The 18,573-nt window shown below is 32.9% G+C and carries 21 protein-coding genes; 18 read left to right on the top strand and 3 right to left on the bottom strand.

Translation table 11 applies throughout. The features are described 5' to 3' along the window. Positions 1 to 111 precede the first annotated feature (111 nt). The 5 genes from KA893_RS03480 to KA893_RS03460 all read left to right on the top strand — a co-directional run bounded on the left by KA893_RS03480 (position 112) and on the right by KA893_RS03460 (position 4,702). The gene (locus tag KA893_RS03480) at positions 112 to 960 is read left to right on the top strand and encodes a DUF72 domain-containing protein (protein ID WP_002483830.1); all 849 of its coding nucleotides are present in this window, start codon (positions 112 to 114) and stop codon (positions 958 to 960) included. A 10-nt stretch (positions 961 to 970) separates the two neighbouring features. Further along, a complete protein-coding gene (locus tag KA893_RS03475) occupies positions 971 to 1,795 on the top strand; it encodes a sulfite exporter TauE/SafE family protein (RefSeq protein ID WP_011303534.1) in 825 nt (274 codons plus the stop codon). A gap of 22 nt (positions 1,796 to 1,817) precedes the next feature. After that, complete coding sequence (locus tag KA893_RS03470) at positions 1,818 to 3,137, top strand: bifunctional metallophosphatase/5'-nucleotidase (RefSeq protein ID WP_041079614.1); 1,320 nt, start codon at positions 1,818 to 1,820, stop codon at positions 3,135 to 3,137. Positions 3,138 to 3,218: 81 nt separating this feature from the next. Further along, positions 3,219 to 4,160 carry a lipoyl synthase gene (gene lipA, locus KA893_RS03465; RefSeq protein ID WP_002483827.1) on the top strand — a complete coding sequence of 314 codons (942 nt, stop codon included), beginning with the start codon at positions 3,219 to 3,221 and terminating at the stop codon, positions 4,158 to 4,160. 152 nt (positions 4,161 to 4,312) lie between these two features. Further along, positions 4,313 to 4,702, top strand: a complete 390-nt coding sequence (locus KA893_RS03460) for a YutD family protein (protein ID WP_037538900.1) — start codon at positions 4,313 to 4,315, stop codon at positions 4,700 to 4,702. Positions 4,703 to 4,828: 126 nt separating this feature from the next. Here the strand turns inward: KA893_RS03460 and KA893_RS03455 are convergent, their stop codons facing one another. After that, positions 4,829 to 5,095: a DUF3055 domain-containing protein gene (locus KA893_RS03455; protein WP_002483825.1), complete on the bottom strand. Its 267-nt coding sequence runs from the start codon at positions 5,093 to 5,095 to the stop codon at positions 4,829 to 4,831. Between the two features lie 148 nt (positions 5,096 to 5,243). Here KA893_RS03455 and KA893_RS03450 point away from each other — a divergent pair, with 148 nt between their 5' ends. The 8 genes from KA893_RS03450 (at position 5,244) to dltD (ending at position 12,043) form a co-directional block, all read left to right on the top strand. Then, a complete protein-coding gene (locus KA893_RS03450) occupies positions 5,244 to 5,675 on the top strand; it encodes a DUF86 domain-containing protein (RefSeq protein ID WP_002483824.1) in 432 nt (143 codons plus the stop codon). 6 nt (positions 5,676 to 5,681) lie between these two features. Further along, on the top strand, positions 5,682 to 6,461 hold the full coding sequence (locus KA893_RS03445) for a TIGR01457 family HAD-type hydrolase (protein ID WP_129334778.1): 780 nt from the start codon (positions 5,682 to 5,684) through the stop codon (positions 6,459 to 6,461). A 10-nt stretch (positions 6,462 to 6,471) separates the two neighbouring features. Then, a complete protein-coding gene (locus KA893_RS03440; protein ID WP_194440773.1) occupies positions 6,472 to 7,431 on the top strand; it encodes a 2-hydroxyacid dehydrogenase in 960 nt (319 codons plus the stop codon). A gap of 375 nt (positions 7,432 to 7,806) precedes the next feature. Next, entirely contained in the window at positions 7,807 to 7,953 is a 147-nt protein-coding gene (locus KA893_RS03435; RefSeq protein ID WP_011303529.1) for a teichoic acid D-Ala incorporation-associated protein DltX, read from the top strand. A 14-nt stretch (positions 7,954 to 7,967) separates the two neighbouring features. Next, a complete protein-coding gene (gene dltA / locus KA893_RS03430) occupies positions 7,968 to 9,431 on the top strand; it encodes a D-alanine--poly(phosphoribitol) ligase subunit DltA (protein ID WP_115347487.1) in 1,464 nt (487 codons plus the stop codon). Continuing rightward, on the top strand, positions 9,428 to 10,642 hold the full coding sequence (gene dltB / locus KA893_RS03425) for a D-alanyl-lipoteichoic acid biosynthesis protein DltB (protein WP_194375899.1): 1,215 nt from the start codon (positions 9,428 to 9,430) through the stop codon (positions 10,640 to 10,642). The genes dltA and dltB overlap by 4 nt, the downstream gene beginning before the upstream one ends. A 19-nt stretch (positions 10,643 to 10,661) precedes the next feature. Beyond that, positions 10,662 to 10,898, top strand: coding sequence for a D-alanine--poly(phosphoribitol) ligase subunit 2 (dltC, locus tag KA893_RS03420; protein ID WP_194375900.1), 237 nt, complete (start codon positions 10,662 to 10,664; stop codon positions 10,896 to 10,898). After that, the gene (dltD, locus tag KA893_RS03415; RefSeq protein WP_011303526.1) at positions 10,895 to 12,043 is read left to right on the top strand and encodes a D-alanyl-lipoteichoic acid biosynthesis protein DltD; all 1,149 of its coding nucleotides are present in this window, start codon (positions 10,895 to 10,897) and stop codon (positions 12,041 to 12,043) included. Before dltC ends, dltD begins: the two co-directional genes overlap by 4 nt. A gap of 249 nt (positions 12,044 to 12,292) precedes the next feature. Here dltD and KA893_RS03410 read toward each other — a convergent pair whose 3' ends face one another. After that, positions 12,293 to 12,535 carry a NifU family protein gene (locus KA893_RS03410; RefSeq protein WP_002483816.1) on the bottom strand — a complete coding sequence of 81 codons (243 nt, stop codon included), beginning with the start codon at positions 12,533 to 12,535 and terminating at the stop codon, positions 12,293 to 12,295. A gap of 107 nt (positions 12,536 to 12,642) precedes the next feature. Between KA893_RS03410 and KA893_RS03405 the strand changes: the two genes are divergently transcribed. After that, complete coding sequence (locus KA893_RS03405) at positions 12,643 to 12,954, top strand: YuzD family protein (protein WP_002483815.1); 312 nt, start codon at positions 12,643 to 12,645, stop codon at positions 12,952 to 12,954. 144 nt (positions 12,955 to 13,098) lie between these two features. On the opposite strand, the gene KA893_RS03400 is transcribed toward KA893_RS03405, so the two are convergent. Beyond that, positions 13,099 to 14,163 (bottom strand): NAD(P)/FAD-dependent oxidoreductase, encoded by a 1,065-nt coding sequence (locus KA893_RS03400; protein WP_115353024.1) that lies wholly within the window; start codon positions 14,161 to 14,163, stop codon positions 13,099 to 13,101. Positions 14,164 to 14,582: 419 nt separating this feature from the next. Between KA893_RS03400 and KA893_RS03395 the strand changes: the two genes are divergently transcribed. The 4 genes from KA893_RS03395 (at position 14,583) to KA893_RS03380 (ending at position 18,357) form a co-directional block, all read left to right on the top strand. Next, positions 14,583 to 14,819, top strand: coding sequence for a YuzB family protein (locus KA893_RS03395; protein WP_002483813.1), 237 nt, complete (start codon positions 14,583 to 14,585; stop codon positions 14,817 to 14,819). A 12-nt stretch (positions 14,820 to 14,831) separates the two neighbouring features. Further along, positions 14,832 to 15,191, top strand: coding sequence for a HesB/IscA family protein (locus KA893_RS03390; protein ID WP_011303524.1), 360 nt, complete (start codon positions 14,832 to 14,834; stop codon positions 15,189 to 15,191). Between the two features lie 234 nt (positions 15,192 to 15,425). After that, a complete protein-coding gene (locus KA893_RS03385; protein WP_037538897.1) occupies positions 15,426 to 16,634 on the top strand; it encodes an NAD(P)/FAD-dependent oxidoreductase in 1,209 nt (402 codons plus the stop codon). A 241-nt stretch (positions 16,635 to 16,875) separates the two neighbouring features. After that, positions 16,876 to 18,357 carry a M17 family metallopeptidase gene (locus KA893_RS03380; RefSeq protein WP_194375902.1) on the top strand — a complete coding sequence of 494 codons (1,482 nt, stop codon included), beginning with the start codon at positions 16,876 to 16,878 and terminating at the stop codon, positions 18,355 to 18,357. Positions 18,358 to 18,573 lie beyond the last annotated feature (216 nt).

Genomic DNA, 18,573 nt, shown 5'->3' with positions numbered 1-18,573 from the left:
ATAGTAAATCATTTGAAATAAAAATCTTTAGTTTTTTAAAGTTATCGTAAATTGAATTTAATCAAGTGAATATCATAAATCATCTGTGGTATCATTAATTTGGTGATAGATATGATAAATATTGGATTAACAGGTTGGGGCGACCACGATACATTATATGAGGATTTGCAACGAAAAACAGATAAATTAATTACATACGCAAGTCACTTTCCAATAGTGGAACTTGATGCAACTTATTATGCCATACAACCTGAAAGGAATATAAGAAAGTGGATTAAAGAAACACCAGAACGCTTTGAATTTATTGTTAAAATACATCAAGCACTAACACTTCATGCTGATTTTCATGATTATGCAGAAACAAGACAAAGCCTTTTTGATCAATTTAAGGATATGTTACAACCGCTAATAGATGAAAGTAAACTTGCTATGATATTAGTTCAATTTCCACCATGGTTTGATTGTACCGTACCGAATATTACATATATAAGATACGTGCGAGAACAATTAAAAGACTTTCCGATATGTGTCGAGTTTAGGCATCAATCGTGGTTTAATGATCAATTTAAAGAAGAAACATTGGCGTTTTTAACGCAACAACGCATCATCCATGCTGTTTGTGATGAACCACAAGCAGGTCAAGGGTCTATACCGCTCGTCAATAGAATCACGCATGAAAAAGCATTTGTACGTTATCATGGTCGGAATGTTCACGGGTGGACGAAAAAGGACATGACCGACGAGGCATGGCGCGACGTGAGATATCTATATGATTACAGTGAATCTGAACTACAAGATTTAGTGAATAAAGTTAAAGTATTAGAACATAAAGCCAAAAAAATTTATGTTGTATTTAATAATAATTCTGGTGGTCATGCAGCACAAAATGCTAAAACATACCAACGCTTGTTGGGCATAGATTACGAAGGATTAGCACCACAGCAATTAAAATTATTCTAGGAGCGATAAGATGTTAACAATTATATTATTGATTTTAATTGGTGGTTTGTCAGCGGTCATAGGCTCTTTAGTAGGTATTGGTGGCGGCATAATAATAGTTCCGACAATTGTATACTTAGGTGTGGATAATGATTTGTTACACGGCATAACACCTCAAATTGCTATCGGAACATCTTCTGTTATATTAATTGTAACCGGCTTATCTTCCACACTTGGTTATCTTAAGACAAAACAAGTTGATGTTAAGAATGGATCGATATTTTTATTTGGCTTACTACCAGGTTCATTAATTGGTTCAATCATAAGTCGTTATCTGACATTAGAATCATTTAATTTATATTTTGGTATATTTTTAATCTTAGTTGCCATCCTATTGATGGTGAGAAATAAAATTAAGCCTTTAAAAGTATTTGCGAAACCACAATATGAAAAAACCTATGTGGATGGTCATGGGGAAACATATCACTATCACGTACCACCATTGGTTGCATTTGTGGCTACATTATTTATTGGTATTTTAACAGGACTCTTTGGTATTGGTGGCGGTGCTTTAATGACACCACTAATGCTCATTGTATTTAGATTCCCACCGCATGTTGCGGTAGGTACGAGTATGATGATGATTTTCTTTTCAAGTGTTGTCAGTTCAGCAGGTCATATCGTACAAGGTCACGTAGCCTGGGGTTATGCAATCATCTTAATTATAGCAAGTTATTTTGGTGCTAAATTAGGTGTCAAAATTAATCGATCCATTCAATCGAATACTGTCGTTACATTATTGCGTGCAGTCATGCTCATAATGGGTATATATCTAATCATTAAATCATTTTTATAAAATAAGAGGAGGGAAAACATAGATGAAATTAACAATTTATCATACGAATGATATACACAGTCATCTACATGAATACGCACGTATCACTGAGTATTTAGCTCAAGAGAGACCTAAATTGAATCATCCCTCGCTCTACTTAGATATAGGTGATCACGTTGATTTGTCAGCGCCTGTGACTGAGGCAACGATGGGTATCAAAAATGTTGAATTATTAAATGATGCACATTGTGATTTGGCTACGATTGGTAATAACGAAGGTATGACGATATCTCATGATGCATTAAACACATTATACGATAATGCAAAATTTGATGTGACTTGTGCCAATGTTTTTGATGAACGCGGTCAATTACCAAATAATATCTCTTCATCATTTATTAAGGTAATAGATGGTGTGCGTATATTATTTGTGGCTGCTACAGCTCCATTTACGCCGTTTTATAGAGCGCTAGACTGGGTTGTGACGAATCCATTAGAAGCAATTAAAGACGAGATAAGTGCTAATGAAGGTGCTTATGATTTATTAATTATTATGAGTCATGTAGGGGTCTTTTTTGACGAAAAGTTATGTCAAGAAATACCTGAAATTGATTTGATTTTAGGAAGTCATACGCATCATTATTTCGAAAATGGTGAATTTAATCATGGCGTGCTTATGGCAGCTGCAGGTAAATATGGTTATTTCTTAGGTGAGGTTACTTTAGAGATTGAAGATAATGTTGTAGTGCATAAAGAAGCAACGATTCACCCTATAGAAAAGCTGCCTGAAGTAGAAACACATTTTGAAGCGGAAGGCAAGGCACTCCTTAGTGACGCTGTCATAGATTATCCCATCCAATTACCTAGAAGAACGAACATGATTTCACAAACATCTTATATGCTAGCAGAGAGTTTGTTTGAATTTACGAATGCAGATTGTACGATTATTAATGCTGGTTTAATTGTACAAGGAATTGATGGTAATCAAATTACAGAATATGATATTCATCAAATGTTACCGCATCCAATTAACGCAGTGCGTATTAAATTAAGTGGTCAAGAATTAAAGCAAGTAATTATTAAAAGTCAAAAGCAAGAATATTTGAATGAACATGCGCAAGGTTTGGGTTTTAGGGGTGATATTTTTGGCGGTTATATTTTATATAACCTTGGATTTATCGAATCGGAATCACGTTATTTTATCAATGGTGAAGAAATAGATAATGATGGCACGTATATCTTAGGAACAGTTGATATGTATACATTTGGTAGATATTTCCCAATGTTAAAAGACCAAGCCATAGATTACTTAATGCCAGAGTTTTTACGAGATATTTTCAAGGAAAAATTGTTAGAATATTAAATTGTTGTAATAATACGTTTTAATTTGTTGGAAATTTCGTTATAATGATTAGAGATTTCAAATCGGGAGGATTGTCATGTTATGGCTACTAAAAATGAAGAAATTTTACGTAAACCAGATTGGTTAAAAATAAAACTAAATACTAACGAAAATTATACTGGTCTTAAGAAAATGATGCGCGAAAAGAATTTACATACAGTTTGTGAAGAAGCAAAGTGTCCTAATATACACGAGTGTTGGGGTGAGCGTCGTACTGCAACATTTATGATTCTTGGTGCAGTTTGTACACGAGCTTGTCGTTTCTGTGCAGTTAAGACTGGTTTACCTAACGAATTAGATTTAGATGAGCCAGAACGCGTGGCAGAATCTGTAGAGTTAATGAATTTAAAACATGTTGTTATTACTGCAGTTGCGCGTGATGATTTAAGAGATGCAGGTTCAAATGTATACGCTGAAACAGTGCGTAAAGTACGTGAACGTAATCCATTTACATCAATTGAAATCTTACCTTCAGATATGGGCGGAGATTATGATGCATTAGAAACATTAATGGCATCAAAACCGGATATCTTAAACCATAACATCGAGACAGTTCGCCGTTTGACACCGAGAGTTCGTGCTAGAGCGACTTACGATCGTACATTAGAGTTCTTGAGACGTTCTAAAGAATTACAACCTGATATTCCTACAAAATCAAGTTTAATGGTGGGATTAGGTGAAACACACGAGGAAATTTATGAAACAATGGATGACCTTCGTGCTAATGATGTGGATATTTTGACAATAGGTCAATATTTACAACCTTCACGTAAACACTTAAAAGTTGAAAAATATTACACACCTTTAGAATTTGGTAAATTAAGAAAAGTAGCAATGGATAAAGGTTTTAAACATTGCCAAGCTGGTCCACTTGTAAGAAGTTCTTATCATGCAGATGAACAAGTAAATGAAGCTGCAAAAGAAAGACACCGCATCGGAGAAGAAAAACTTGGTAATGAAATTGGTACAGATACGAATAACTAATTAAAATAAGGCTTAGTTCATTTTAGATGATTGCGTGTATCGCACTATATGAACTAAGTCTTTATTAGAAATATGATATAAATATGTGAGTCATTTTAATATTTTATTATTTATAATTGAGTTTATGAAATGACATAGATTAGGTGAATGATATGATAAAAGTAAATGGACAATACTTTGAGATAATAGAGGAATATAGAGCGTGTTTTGAAGAAGAAACATTTGCCAACAGATACTCAGATATTTTGGATAAGTATGATTTCATTGTTGGTGATTTTGGATATGACCAATTGAGATTAAAAGGGTTTTATAATGATAATAATAAAAAGGCAGAGTTAAGTAAACGATTCTCAACAATACAAGATTATCTATTAGAGTATTGTAATTTTGGCTGTCCTTACTTTATTTTAAGACGTATTCCAGAAAGTGAAATTAAGACACAGTTAGATGAAAGCGAAACAACAGAAAGTGACGCGATACTTGAAGAAGATAAACTGCATGATGTTAAAATTCAGCCCAGTATCCAACAATCAGAGAAATAATATAAGCTGGCAAACAGTGAATAGATATTTCCATTTTAACAAAACAAACCAAAGGCGATTATACGCTTTTGGTTTGTTTTTATTGATTAATATTTTGAGGCATAGTGCAAGTACTATGGCATCATGTTATTGAATGACTTCATTTAAATATGCTGTAATCTCGTTACCTTCGATTTCAGACACACCAAGAATATGTGCGATATAGCCTTCTTCTTCTAAGTCATCTGTGCCAATAATGCCAAATTTATTTGTTTGCATATTAAGGACGATTGTTTTCCCAAAATGGCGGTTGGTTTGAACTAGCATTAAATCATAACGGCTGTGTTCACCAACAAAACCAACAAATTGGGCTTGTGCAGATTCATCATCATCATATAGATACATATCAATCATGTTTAGGCTCCTAACAATATAAGTATTTAGTTTAAATTAGCTTATTTAAAGCAATTTTGATCTTACTAAAAGTCTTGATTTACAGTATAACCATAAATGAATTTGTCTGCAAAGTTATGGTATGATGAGATGGATAGGGGTGACTAAAATGTATTTTGTTAATAAAGAACAATTGAATACTAAATTAAATTATTTACAACAATTAATTCAAGATTATCCTAGCCATAAAGATAATCATTATGCATTTGAACGTATTGCGCAAATGTTTATTGAATCAGCGGTAGACATTGGTAATATGATTATAGACGGCTTTATACTTAGAGATCCTGGTAATTATAAGGATGTTATAGATATTTTAGCGTTAGAAAAAGTGATATCTAAAGATACACAACATCAAATTAATCAAACCGTTGATGTAAGAAAGCAATTTGTTCATTATTATGATGAACTTAATACGACGACATTGATACCCATCTTTGATGAAGCAGTGCCATTTTATCAAAGTTATATTGATGAAGTAATTCAGTTTTTAAAAAATGAAAATGTTCCAATCACAGCTTTTGGTAAAAAAGGAGAATAAGTCATAATGAAAAATTATAAAGCGTATTTAATCGATTTAGATGGAACGATGTATAAAGGGAATGAAGAAATTGATGGAGCAGCCAAATTTATTTCTTACTTAAATAATCAAAATATTCCACATTTATACGTGACAAATAATTCAACGAAAGAACCAGAAGAAGTAGTATCAAAATTAAATACAATGGGTATTGTCGCACAAGCTGATGAAGTTGTTACATCAGCTTTGGCAACCGCAGAATTTATCGCAGAAGAATCACCTGGAGCAACTGTATACATGTTAGGTGGAAGCGGGTTATCCAATGCTTTAACTGCACAAGGATTGGTACTCAAAGACGATGAATTCGTGGATTACGTAGTGGTTGGTTTAGATGAGCAAGTTACCTACGAAAAGCTTTCAACTGCAACGTTAGGTGTGCGAAATGGTGCTAAGTTTATCTCAACAAACCAAGATGTCTCTATACCAAAAGAGAGAGGATTTTTACCAGGTAATGGAGCGATTACAAGTGTCGTGTCAGTTTCGACAGGTGTCCAACCCGTATTTATTGGCAAACCAGAGCCGATTATTATGAATAAAGCCTTAGAAATTTTAGACTTAGACCGTTCAGATGTAGCGATGGTAGGAGATTTATATGATACAGATATTATGTCTGGTATTAATGTTGATATAGACACGATTCATGTACAAACTGGTGTCACAACTAAAGAAGAAATAGAGAAAAAATCAGTACCACCGACTTATACTTTTAAGGATTTAAATGAAGTGATTAAAGAACTTGAAAAATAGGAGTGTTCGTATGGATAAAATCATTGTTACTCGAAAAATTCCGCAACCTTTTATAGAACAATTAGAAGCGCTTGGACAAATAGAAATGTGGGATGAGTCACTTATTCCGATGCCTAGAGCGCAATTTTTAGATGCCATCAAAGATGCAACGGCTTGCTTTATAACTTTGAGTGAAAAAATAGATGAAGAAGCCCTGGAAGCAGCACCTAACCTGAAAATTATTGCAAATATGGCAGTTGGTTTTGACAATATTGATATTGATCTCGTAAATAATAAAGGTATTATCGCAACGAATACACCGAGTGTCTTAACTGAAACGACTGCAGAATTAGGATTCACATTAATGTTGGCAGTAGCAAGACGAATTGTAGAAGCTGAGAAATATGTTCAAAATGGCGAGTGGCAAAGTTGGGGCCCATATTTGTTTGCGGGCAAAGACTTGAGTAATGCGAATGTGGGTATTTATGGCATGGGTGATATTGGTAAAGCTTTTGCTAGAAGATTAAAGGGCTTTAATACTAAAATCATGTATCATAATCGCTCTAGACATGAAGATGCCGAAAAAGAGTTAGGGGCATTGTATGTACCATTTGATACATTATTAGAACATAGCGATTTTATAATATGTACAGCACCACTCACAAAGGAAACTCAAAATAAATTTAATGCTACAGCATTTAAAAAAATGAAAAACGATGCGATTTTTATCAACATAGGACGCGGCGCAGTTGTCGATGAACAAGCACTAATCGCTGCTTTAGAAAATGGTGACATCGCAGCTTGTGGTTTAGATGTTCTACGTGAAGAACCGATAGATATGAAACATCCACTCTTAGCGATGGCTAATGCCGTGATTGTACCTCATATTGGTAGTGCGTCTGTAATAACAAGAAATCGTATGATTCAACTATGCGTTGATAATATTCGATTAGTATTAAACAATTTACATCCTAAAACACCAATAAAATAATAAAAAGTATCTTGTATTTAGGGATTGGGACTTTCAATACATACGTCCCAATTAAAAAGAGTCTGCGAACATCTATGGATGTTTGCGGGCTCTTTTTTTGATAGCAAAAAACTGATGTATAAAGATAACTGATTTTTAAACCGTTTAGTTTCACTGATTATAAGTGCATTAAATACAATTGTATTTTGAGCATTTTAATATTTTAAACCATCTAACATTTTTGTTATATATAAAATACTTTATTCGATTGTCAGACCATCATAAAAAATGTATAATAAGTTGGAAAAATGTTAAAATACTGTAAATAGACTTACAACCCAAAAATATTGTTATGTAATAAAAAAATAATAGGATAAATAATAAAGGAGGTGGATGATGAGTAAAGAAATGAATAAAAAACCTACCTATCAAAAAATGAAGCCATGGTTATTAACATTATTATATCTTGCTATTTTTATAGCCTTATACTTAATTTACGGTTCTGGAGATACGCATAATAACTTTATTTATAATGAATTTTAATCGAGGAGAAAATTATGAAAGATATTGTATATTCATTAATTGAAAATGAAAAGAATTACCCCGACCAAATTGCAATAAGACATAATGATGAAACAATCAATTATCGAGAACTTAATCAATATACGAATGGACTAGCAGAATTAATAAAAGACAGTCAAAGTCCATTGATCGTATATGGACATATGTCGCCTTATATGATTGTAGGGATGCTTGCAAGTTTAAAAGCAGGTTGTGGTTATGTACCCATAGATGTTTCAATGCCTGAAGATCGAATTAGTTCTATTATTGAAAAAGTAGAACCTGACTATATTTTAAATACGACAGAAAGTTTATTAGACATAAAACATAATCATATTTTTGATTTGAATATATTTAATGACATGGATACATCTATTAAATTTAATGCGCTGATTGAAGATAAAAATATTGCTTATACGATTTTTACTTCTGGTTCAACAGGTGAACCTAAAGGTGTACAAATTCGTTATGATAGTTTAAATCAGTTTACGCAGTGGATGGTCGACCTCAATCAATTAGGTGAAAACCAACAGTGGTTAAATCAAGCGCCTTTTTCATTTGATTTATCAGTAATGGCGATTTATCCATGTTTAGCTACGGCAGGCACGTTAAATTTAGTAGACAAAGCAATGATTAATAAGCCTAAACTATTAAACCAAATGCTAGAAGCAACACGCATTAATGTATGGGTCTCAACGCCTTCATTTATGGAAATGTGTTTAATGTTACCAAATCTTTCAGAAAATCAATATGATAGTTTGAAAGAATTTTTCTTCTGTGGTGAAATTTTGCCACATAGAACGGCAAAAACGTTATTACAGCGATTCCCATCTGCGTATATTTACAATACATACGGGCCTACTGAAGCAACGGTTGCAGTTACAAGCATACGGATTACTGAAGATATCATAAATCAATATAATCCATTACCTGTTGGCGTACCGAGACCAGGCACAATATTGTCTTTAGCTGAGAATGACGAGTTAGTGATAACTGGTCAATGTGTGAGTGCTGGATACGTTAAAGATGAAATGCGCACTAAGGCGGTATTTAAAACATCCAATGGACAGCCAAGTTATTACACAGGTGACAAAGCGACGAAGAAGCATGAGCAATGGTTTATCAATGGTCGCATAGATTTTCAAGTTAAACTTAATGGTTACCGTATGGAATTAGAAGAGATTGAATTTCAATTACGGCAGGTTAATGTAATAAAAGAAGCGGTTGTTGTTCCAATTTATAAAAATAGTAAAGTTGTGCAATTGCAAGGTGTAGTCATTTTAAATGAGGAAGTAGATATCGATGCTGAACAAGCTATGATACATAACATTAAACAAGCGCTTAAAAAATCAATTCCAGATTATATGATTCCTAAAAAAATAATATTTAAAGATAAATTTCCATTAACGGCAAATGGAAAACTAGATAGAAAACAAATCGCTGAGGACATACAAGCATGATTCCATATGGCACATTTACATTTTTTCTCATAGCGTTCATTGTACTATTACCTGTCATTATCATGGGGTTAGTTGGCAAGAGAAGTCGAATTTATAATGGTATCAGTACCATGGTGATGATTGTTCTCATTTTTTCTTCAGAAAAACACAATCTTTTTGGACTATCATTTTTAAGTATACAGTTAATTAATTTTATCTTATACATTCTCTGGCAAGTAGCCATTATCATGTTTTACTGGAAATCACGTGCAAAAAATAATACATTCAGTAAATTTTTTGTCGTTATTGTTTTATCGATATTGCCGTTAGTGGTTGTCAAAGTCATGCAAAGCTCGTGGTTTGGTGCAGCACAATTGAAATTACATGAAAATAAAGTTATTGAATTTATTGGCTTTTTAGGTATTTCATACGTCACGTTCAAAAGTGTACAACTATTAATTGAAATACGAGATGGTTCGATTAAAGAAGTTAAAGTATCGAAAGTATTTCAATTTATATCGTTCTTTCCAACCATTTCATCAGGTCCGATAGATCGTTATAAACGATTTGTTAAAGATGAAGCAAAGATTCCATCCAGTGACCAATATCAAGAATTATTACATAAGGCAATTCATTATATTATGCTTGGATTTTTATATAAATATATCATTGCCTATTTAATTCAAGTTTATGCTATAAACCCACTGTTGTTGGATTTTAATAGTTTTACTGCTAAATGGCTTTATATGTATGCGTATAGTCTGTATTTATTTTTTGACTTTGCTGGTTATTCTTTATTTGCTATGGCCTTTAGTTATTTATATGGAATACAAACACCGCAAAACTTTAAACAACCCTTTAAAGCAAAGAATATTAAAGATTTTTGGAATAGATGGCATATGTCATTGTCATTCTGGTTTAGAGATTGTATTTATATGAGATCGTTATTCTTTATGTCGAAAAAGAGATTGTTAAAAAGTCAGTTCACGATGTCTAATATTGCCTTTTCATTAAACTTTTTAATAATGGGAATTTGGCATGGCATTGAAGTTTATTATATTTTGTATGGCTTATATCATGCAGTTTTATTTATTGGTTATGGTTATTATGAAAAATGGCGTAAAAAACATCCGCCAAAATGGTCAAATCAATTTACGGCACTATTAAGTATTATCGTTACATTCCATTTTGTAACATTTGGCTTTTTCATCTTTTCTGGGAAATTGTTTTAAAATTTAGGAGGAAAATATTATGGAATTTAGAGATCAAGTATTAGATTTATTAACTGAAGTAGCTGAGACTAATGTGATTAAGGAAAATCCTGATGTGGAATTATTCGAGGAAGGTATTATTGATTCATTCCAAACGGTAGGGTTATTACTAGAAATTCAAAATAAATTAGATATTGAAGTTTCAATTATGGATTTTGACAGAGATGAGTGGGCGACACCTAATAAGATTGTAGTGGTATTAGAAGAATTACGATGAAACTAAAACCATTTATACCAATCATTGTAAGTCTTGTGCTATTTGGCATCTTTGTAATGTTGCCAGCGAGTTGGTTTACTGGTTTAATCAATTCCAAAACATTAGCTACGCAACGTGTTGCTCTGACTGATCAAGTATTAAAAGGTACTTTAATACAAGATAAAATGTATCAATCCAATGCATATTATCCTATTTATGGGTCCAGTGAATTAGAAAAAGATGATCCATTTAACCCGGCGTTTTTACTAAATGGTAGAAAAGATGTTCCGAAGCAACCGTTTTTAATTGGGACAGGTGGATCAACCGACTTAGTCAATGCCGTGGAACTTGGTTCGCAATATGAAAACTTAAGAGGCAAAAAGATGGCCTTTATTGTGTCACCACAGTGGTTTACAAAACATGGATTAACACATGATAATTTCAAAGCACGAATTTCAAAGGGACAATTAAATCGATTATTTAATCAAAATCAATTAAGCCCTAAGTTGAAACAACGTTATGCGAAACGTTTATTACAGTTCAAAGATGTTGAAAACAGACCTTATTTAGAAAAAGTAGCAGCAGGCCATATGCCAAAAGAAACTCAATATCTTTCAAAATTTCAAGATAATCAATTGAAAAAAATTGAAGCAATTAAATCAATATATCCATTAAGAACGTCTCCTTTATCACATATCGATCCTGTTACACATAAAAATAGTTCGTGGCATAACATTGAGTCAGCAGCGGAATCATACGGTGAAGCGCGTACCAAGTCAAATCAATTTGGTATTCGAGATGAATATTGGGGTTTAATCAAACAGCATAAACGTAAAATTAACCGAAATTACGAATTCAGACAAAATTCTCCTGAATTTAATGATTTAAAATTACTTGTAGATACGTTACGTGAAGGTGGCGCAGATGTTGAATATGTGATTTTACCTTCTAATGGTAAATGGTATGATCACATCGGAATCAAACAAGAGAGACGTCAAAAAATATATGACAAGATTGACAATACGATTATAGATCATGGCGGACATACCTATAATATGACCGATAAAGATTATGAACCATATGTGGTAAGTGATGCGGTGCATATTGGTTGGAAAGGCTGGGTTGATATCGCAGAACGTATTGAACAACACATGCATAAAAAATAACGTATAAAATTAAACAATCCTTTCAAATTTCACAGTTTATGTGAATTTTTGAAAGGATTATTTAATGGGTTTAAAACGTAAAATAAGCTAAATAACGTCATATTATAAGTGTATAAAACATTTAGTTTAAAATGGATGGTGAAATATTAAAATTAAAAAACCTAGTACACAGTTTTCGTGTTCTAGGTTAAAAAGTGTTCGAAAGCCATTCAATTTTTGATGTTATTATATATATAGTAAGTCTATCAATTAGAATACTTGTTCTACTTCGATTACTCCTGGTACTTCTTCATGCAAAGCACGTTCGATACCTGCTTTTAATGTGATAGTTGAACTTGGGCATGTACCACATGCGCCATGTAATTGTAATTTAACAATACCATCCTCTACATCTACAAGTGAACAGTCACCGCCATCGCGTAATAGGAAGGGACGTAGTTTTTCGATAACTTCTGCTACTTGATCAAACATCGTTACGTTTTCAGTTGGCATAAAAATGCCTCCTTTCAAGTAAATTATTTCATTTTCTACTTATCTTTTTATTATAATAGAAAAATAGGGAAAAATCTATAAATCAAAACAAAAGGGGAGAAAGATATATGGATAAAGTGAGCGTCGTTGTTTATGGAGCAGATGTTGTATGTGCGAGTTGTGTCAATGCACCTACTTCTCGTAACACATTTGATTGGTTACAGCCTTTATTAAAACGTAAATATCCGGACAAACAATTTGAATTTACGTATATCGATATAGAAAAAGATGTAGAAAATCTAACAGATCATGATCAACAATATATTGAACGCATCCAAGAGGATGAATTATTTTATCCCTTAGTTACGATGAATGACGAATATGTTTCAGATGGTTATGTTCAGTTAAAAGATATTACTAAATTTATGGAATTACAGTAAAAAAAGAAGGCGTCTAGGTCATTTGATGATGTGTCCTAGACGCCTCTAAAATTAGCTGTAAATATATTGATCTCAGTGATCATTAGCATATTTGATAAAAAACTAAGCCAAGATAAAAGGCTTAGTTTGGAGCTTCAAAACGATTTAACCGTTATGGTATTTATACATCCATAGGACGCCTGATTTTAAGATAGAAGCTAGACGACCAGTAACGGTGCGGTCCATAATGTATGCGAACCCTTTTTTATCACCAAGTGATCCAAGGAAACCTTGAATTTTAATTTCTGGCATTTTTTCAGGAAGTGGTTTGTTTTGCCATTGTAATTTCATCACATCAGCAATTTGATCACCTTGAGCTTCCGCCAATTGCGCGCTTGGTGCATGAGGTAAATCTGCACAATCGCCGACCACGTAAACATTTTTGTAAGTAGGCACCTGATGATATTGATTTAAAATGACGCGCCCGCCTTTACTGATATCAATAGGTAGGTTTCTAACTAATTCTACTGGTTGGATACCTGCAGTCCACACGATTAAATCAAGTTCTTCTGGTACGTCATTATTGTAAATACAACCGGGTTCAACACGGTTGATATCAGAGTTTGGTACAACTTTGACATCATGTTTTTTGAACCATTTCTCTATATATTTACTTAATTTTTCAGGGAAACGACGTAAAATACGTTCTCCTCTATCATACAGGAAAATTTGTAAATCACTGCGACTTTCACGTAATTCACTAGCTAATTCGATACCGCTTAAACCTGCACCTACAATACCTACTTTAGCACCATTTGGAAGTTCACTAATATGATGGAATGTTTCACGCGATTTAGAAAGTGTTTGAATACTATGTGTGTATTCTTCTGCACCTGGCACATTATGATATTTATCTTCACAACCAAGTCCGATAACAAGTTCATCATAATCAACCTTGGTGTGCCCTACAGATACGATTTGGTCATCCAAATTAATATCAGTAATTTCGCCATAAACGTTATTGATTCTATCTGAATCAGGAAAACTCATGCGGATATCTTTGTCAGATTTTGTTCCCGCAGCTAATTCATAAAATTCTGGTTTTAAACCATGGTATGGCATGCGATCAATTAATGTAATTGAATAATTTTCTGGAAGTGCTGATGGTAAAATATGAGACATGATGCGCATATTACCATAGCCACCACCTAGTAATACTAAGTTTTTCATTTGTGATACCCCTCTAATAAAAATTGTATTGAGCAGAAAAGATATGATAAATTTTAAATCATTGTAGAACATGTCCATTGTACTTCAATGTAAATAAAATGTGATTAAATCATGTTTTATTCTGCATCGATATACCAATTTTCTATAATCAGCTTACTTAGATATATTATATGCTTTTTTGTTTACTACTACAAATAAAGTAGACGCATTCTAATTTGTCATTACAAAATTTTTAGATAAGTAAATATTAACTTTGAAAATCAAATAATCAAATGTGATTGAGACTGGGCATACATTGATAAAGGTCAACTCAATGATGAATTGAAGCGTTAATCAAAATTTCTGTAAGCTAGTATGTAGATATAGCCCCAGTGTTTTTGTTATAATTGTCTAACTGATAATTAATGAGAGGGTGTAATATGAATCCAATAGTTGAGTTCTGCATTTCGAATTTAGCGAAGGGCGGAGATTATGTATACAATCAGCTTGAAAATGATCCAGGCATAGATGTTTTAGAATATGGGTGTTTACAAAATTGTGGTATATGTTCTAGCGGCTTGTATGCATTAGTGAATGGTGATATCGTTGAAGGTGAATCTCCAGATGATTTATTACAAAAAATATACGCACATATAGAAGAAACATGGATTTTTTAGGAGGTAATTGTTATGACAGTGATTAATATGACAGAGTCAGCAGCTTATGAAGTTAAAGACATGTTACAACAGAACGATATGCCTGATGGCTATTTAAAAGTGAAAGTAAATGGTGGTGGGTGTACAGGCCTAACTTATGGCATGTCTGCTGAAGAAGAACCTGGCGAGAACGATGAAATATTCGAATTTTATGGTTTGAAAGTATTAGTTGATAAGTACGATAAACCAGTATTAGATGGTACGACAATCGATTTTAAACAATCTTTAATGGGAGGCGGCTTCCAAATAGATAACCCGAATGCCATTGCAGCATGTGGTTGCGGTAGTTCGTTTAGAACTGCTAAAGTGGCTGGGACGCCTGAAGATTGCTAATTAAATAAACTGATAAAAAGGCTATGGTTCACTTAAACAATAAGTGTAAACTATAGTCTTTTGTACGTTTATGTGAAATAATAAACAATATGGTCGTTAGCGCTTGAAAATCAACGATAAAAACTATAAAATTGGTATTGGATGAAAATTGTCTTTTTTGTGAATTACTTTTTAAAGATTGGGTAAATAAAAGACGATTGCAACAAAAAAATTATGAAAGCTTAGGTGAATGAAATGGCTCAAGATCGTAAAAAAGTATTAGTTCTAGGCGCTGGTTACGCTGGTTTACAAACTATTACAAAATTACAAAAGCAAATTTCAGCAGATGAGGCTGAGGTTACATTAATTAATAAAAATGACTACCACTATGAAGCAACTTGGTTACATGAAGCTTCAGCAGGTACAATTAGCTATGAAGATTTACTATATCCAGTTGAAAGTGTTGTTAACAAAGATAAAGTTAACTTTGTAAAAGCAGAAGTAACTAAAATTGATCGCAATGCAAAAAAAGTTGAAACTGACGCTGGAATCTTTGATTTTGATATTTTAGTAGTTTCATTAGGTTTCGAAAGTGAAACATTTGGTATCAAAGGTATGAAAGATTATGCTTTCCAAATTGAAAATGTATTAACTGCACGTAAATTATCTCGTCACATTGAAGACAAGTTTGCTAATTATGCATCTTCAAAACAAAAAGATGATAAAGATTTAGCTATTATTGTTGGTGGTGCTGGATTTACTGGTGTGGAATTCTTAGGTGAATTAACAGACCGTATTCCTGAATTATGTAACAAATATGGTGTAGAACAAAGCAAAGTGAAAATCACTTGTGTTGAAGCAGCACCAAAAATGTTACCAATGTTCTCTGATGAATTAGTTAATCATGCGGTAAATTACTTAGAAAACAAAGGTGTAGAATTTAAAATTGGTACACCAATCGTTGCTGCTAACGAAAAAGGTTTCGTAGTAAAAGTAAATGATGAAGAACAACAATTAGAAGCTAATACAGTAGTATGGGCTGCTGGTGTGCGTGGTAGCAAATTAATGGAAGAGTCATTTGAAGGCGTTAAACGTGGACGTATTGTTACTAAACAAGATTTAACAATTGAAGGATACGATGATATCTTTGTTATTGGTGATTGTTCTGCGTTTATTCCTGCAGGAGAAGAACGTCCATTACCAACTACAGCACAAATTGCTATGCAACAAGGTGAACACACAGCTAAAAATGTTAAAAACATTTTAGAAGGTCAACCTACAAACGAATTTGAATACGTTGATCGCGGTACTGTATGTTCATTAGGCGCTCATGATGGCGTTGGTGTTGTTTATGGTAGAGATATTCAAGGTAAAAAAGCTGCCTTCATGAAGAAAGTAATCGATACACGTGCGGTATTCAAACTTGGCGGTATTGGTTTAGCGTTTAAAAAAGGTAAATTTTAATAAATAAATCCATTGAGATACATTTTTGAATGTGTCGTATGAGATGCAATGAGGCCGGGACATATCATTATGTTCCGGCCTCATTAAGCATATAGATGTTTTTATTTGAATTACATAAGCAGTATCAAGAAATTACTTTAGACAAATATAATTTCTGTTTTTAATCTACAGAAAATAGAAATTTTGAAAATTACATAAACAATATAAGATATTAATTAAGCAGAAAAGAGGAGAAACTATTATGAAATTTAATATTAGTAATCATCAAGAAAGTGACACGGATACATTAGTAATCGGAGTACCTGAGCATTTAAATCAACTAGAAACAGTAGTCGTTGGAAATGAAAACTTAAATGACAAGCTTAAAACATTAAAGCAATATCAAATTATAAGTACAAATATTGCTGCTATTTCTACAACAATGATCAATTTAAATGATAAATTTGTAAAATTAATTACGGTTGGCTTAGGTAATGTAAAATCAACCCATCACAGTGATTATTTAAAAGTATTTGGTCATTTATTTCAATATTTAAAGAAAAACAGAATTAGTCATGTTTCATTATTGTTTGATACATTTCAAGCGCATGAGTTACCAAGAGAAACAATTGCTGAAATATTAGGTCAACAAAGTATGCAGTCAATTTATGAATTTGATAATTATAAAACCGATAAATCTGCACCATATCAAATCGATTTAGATATCAGTACTTCCAAAGAAGGGGGTATAGAAGCTGCAATTGAACATGGACAAGCTATTGCATCAGCCATCAATATTGCTAGAGATTATAGTAATATACCCCCTAATATATTGACACCAAGCTTTTATGCTGAAATGATACAGAAACATTTCAATCATACTGAGGTTAGCGTTGATATAAAAGATAGTAAAACACTTCAAGAAGAAGGATTTGGCTTAATACATGCTGTTGGAAAAGGCTCTAAGCATGGTCCTAGAGTCATTACTTTGTCATATAACGGTGGCAACGTAAATGATGCTCCGATTGCATTGGTTGGAAAAGGTATTACATATGATTCTGGCGGTTATTCTATTAAATCTAAATTAGGTATGCAAACTATGAAATATGACATGTGTGGCTCTGCAAATGTCGTAGCCATGATTGACGCAGCACGTAAACTTGAACTAAAGATTAATATTGTTGGTGTTATTGCTGCTGCTGAAAATATGGTTAATGAAATCGCGATGAAACCGGATGATGTATATACTGCATTGAGTGGTGAATCGGTTGAAGTATTAAATACGGATGCTGAAGGTCGTTTAGTATTAGGAGATGCAGTATTTTATGCGAATCAATTCCAACCTAAATTGATTCTTGATTTTGCAACATTAACTGGTGCTGCAGTAGCGGCATTAGGCGATGATAAAGCGGCTGTGTTTAATCATAATGCAGATGAAACTTTACAACATATACTAAACTGCGCACGTCAAATGGATGAATTTGTTTTTGAATTACCAATGACTTCAACAGAGCAAAAATTAATTAGAAATAGTGATGTTGCAGACCTCGTTAACCATACGAATGGTCAAGGAAAGGCATTATTTGCGGCAACATTTATTAATCATTTTGCGGGAGAAACGCCACATATGCACTTTGATATAGCTGGTCCAGCAACGATAAATAAACATACACATAAAGGTCCTAAAGGGCCGACAGGTTATCTTGTTCCTACTATTGTAGAATGGATGCGTCATCTGAAATAGTAAGATTTGTAATATTTTAATACTATAAAAAATGGGCAACATGATGTAATTAACGTTAATGGTTGTCCATTTTTTTGTTATTAATGTCTATAAAAGACAATGACTTAAAGATAGATTTATAAACCAAGTTTACATAGTCTTTTAAATAATAATATTAAAGTTAATAATGTGTTTGACAAGTACTATCGTTATTGATATTATAAATCACATGATACT

The sequence above is a fragment of the Staphylococcus sp. GDY8P126P genome (genome assembly GCF_017891965.1).
In the GTDB taxonomy this organism is placed as follows: domain Bacteria; phylum Bacillota; class Bacilli; order Staphylococcales; family Staphylococcaceae; genus Staphylococcus; species Staphylococcus saprophyticus.
The sequence above is the reverse complement of the archived record's forward strand: the minus strand, read 5'-3'. Positions and strand labels throughout refer to the sequence as shown.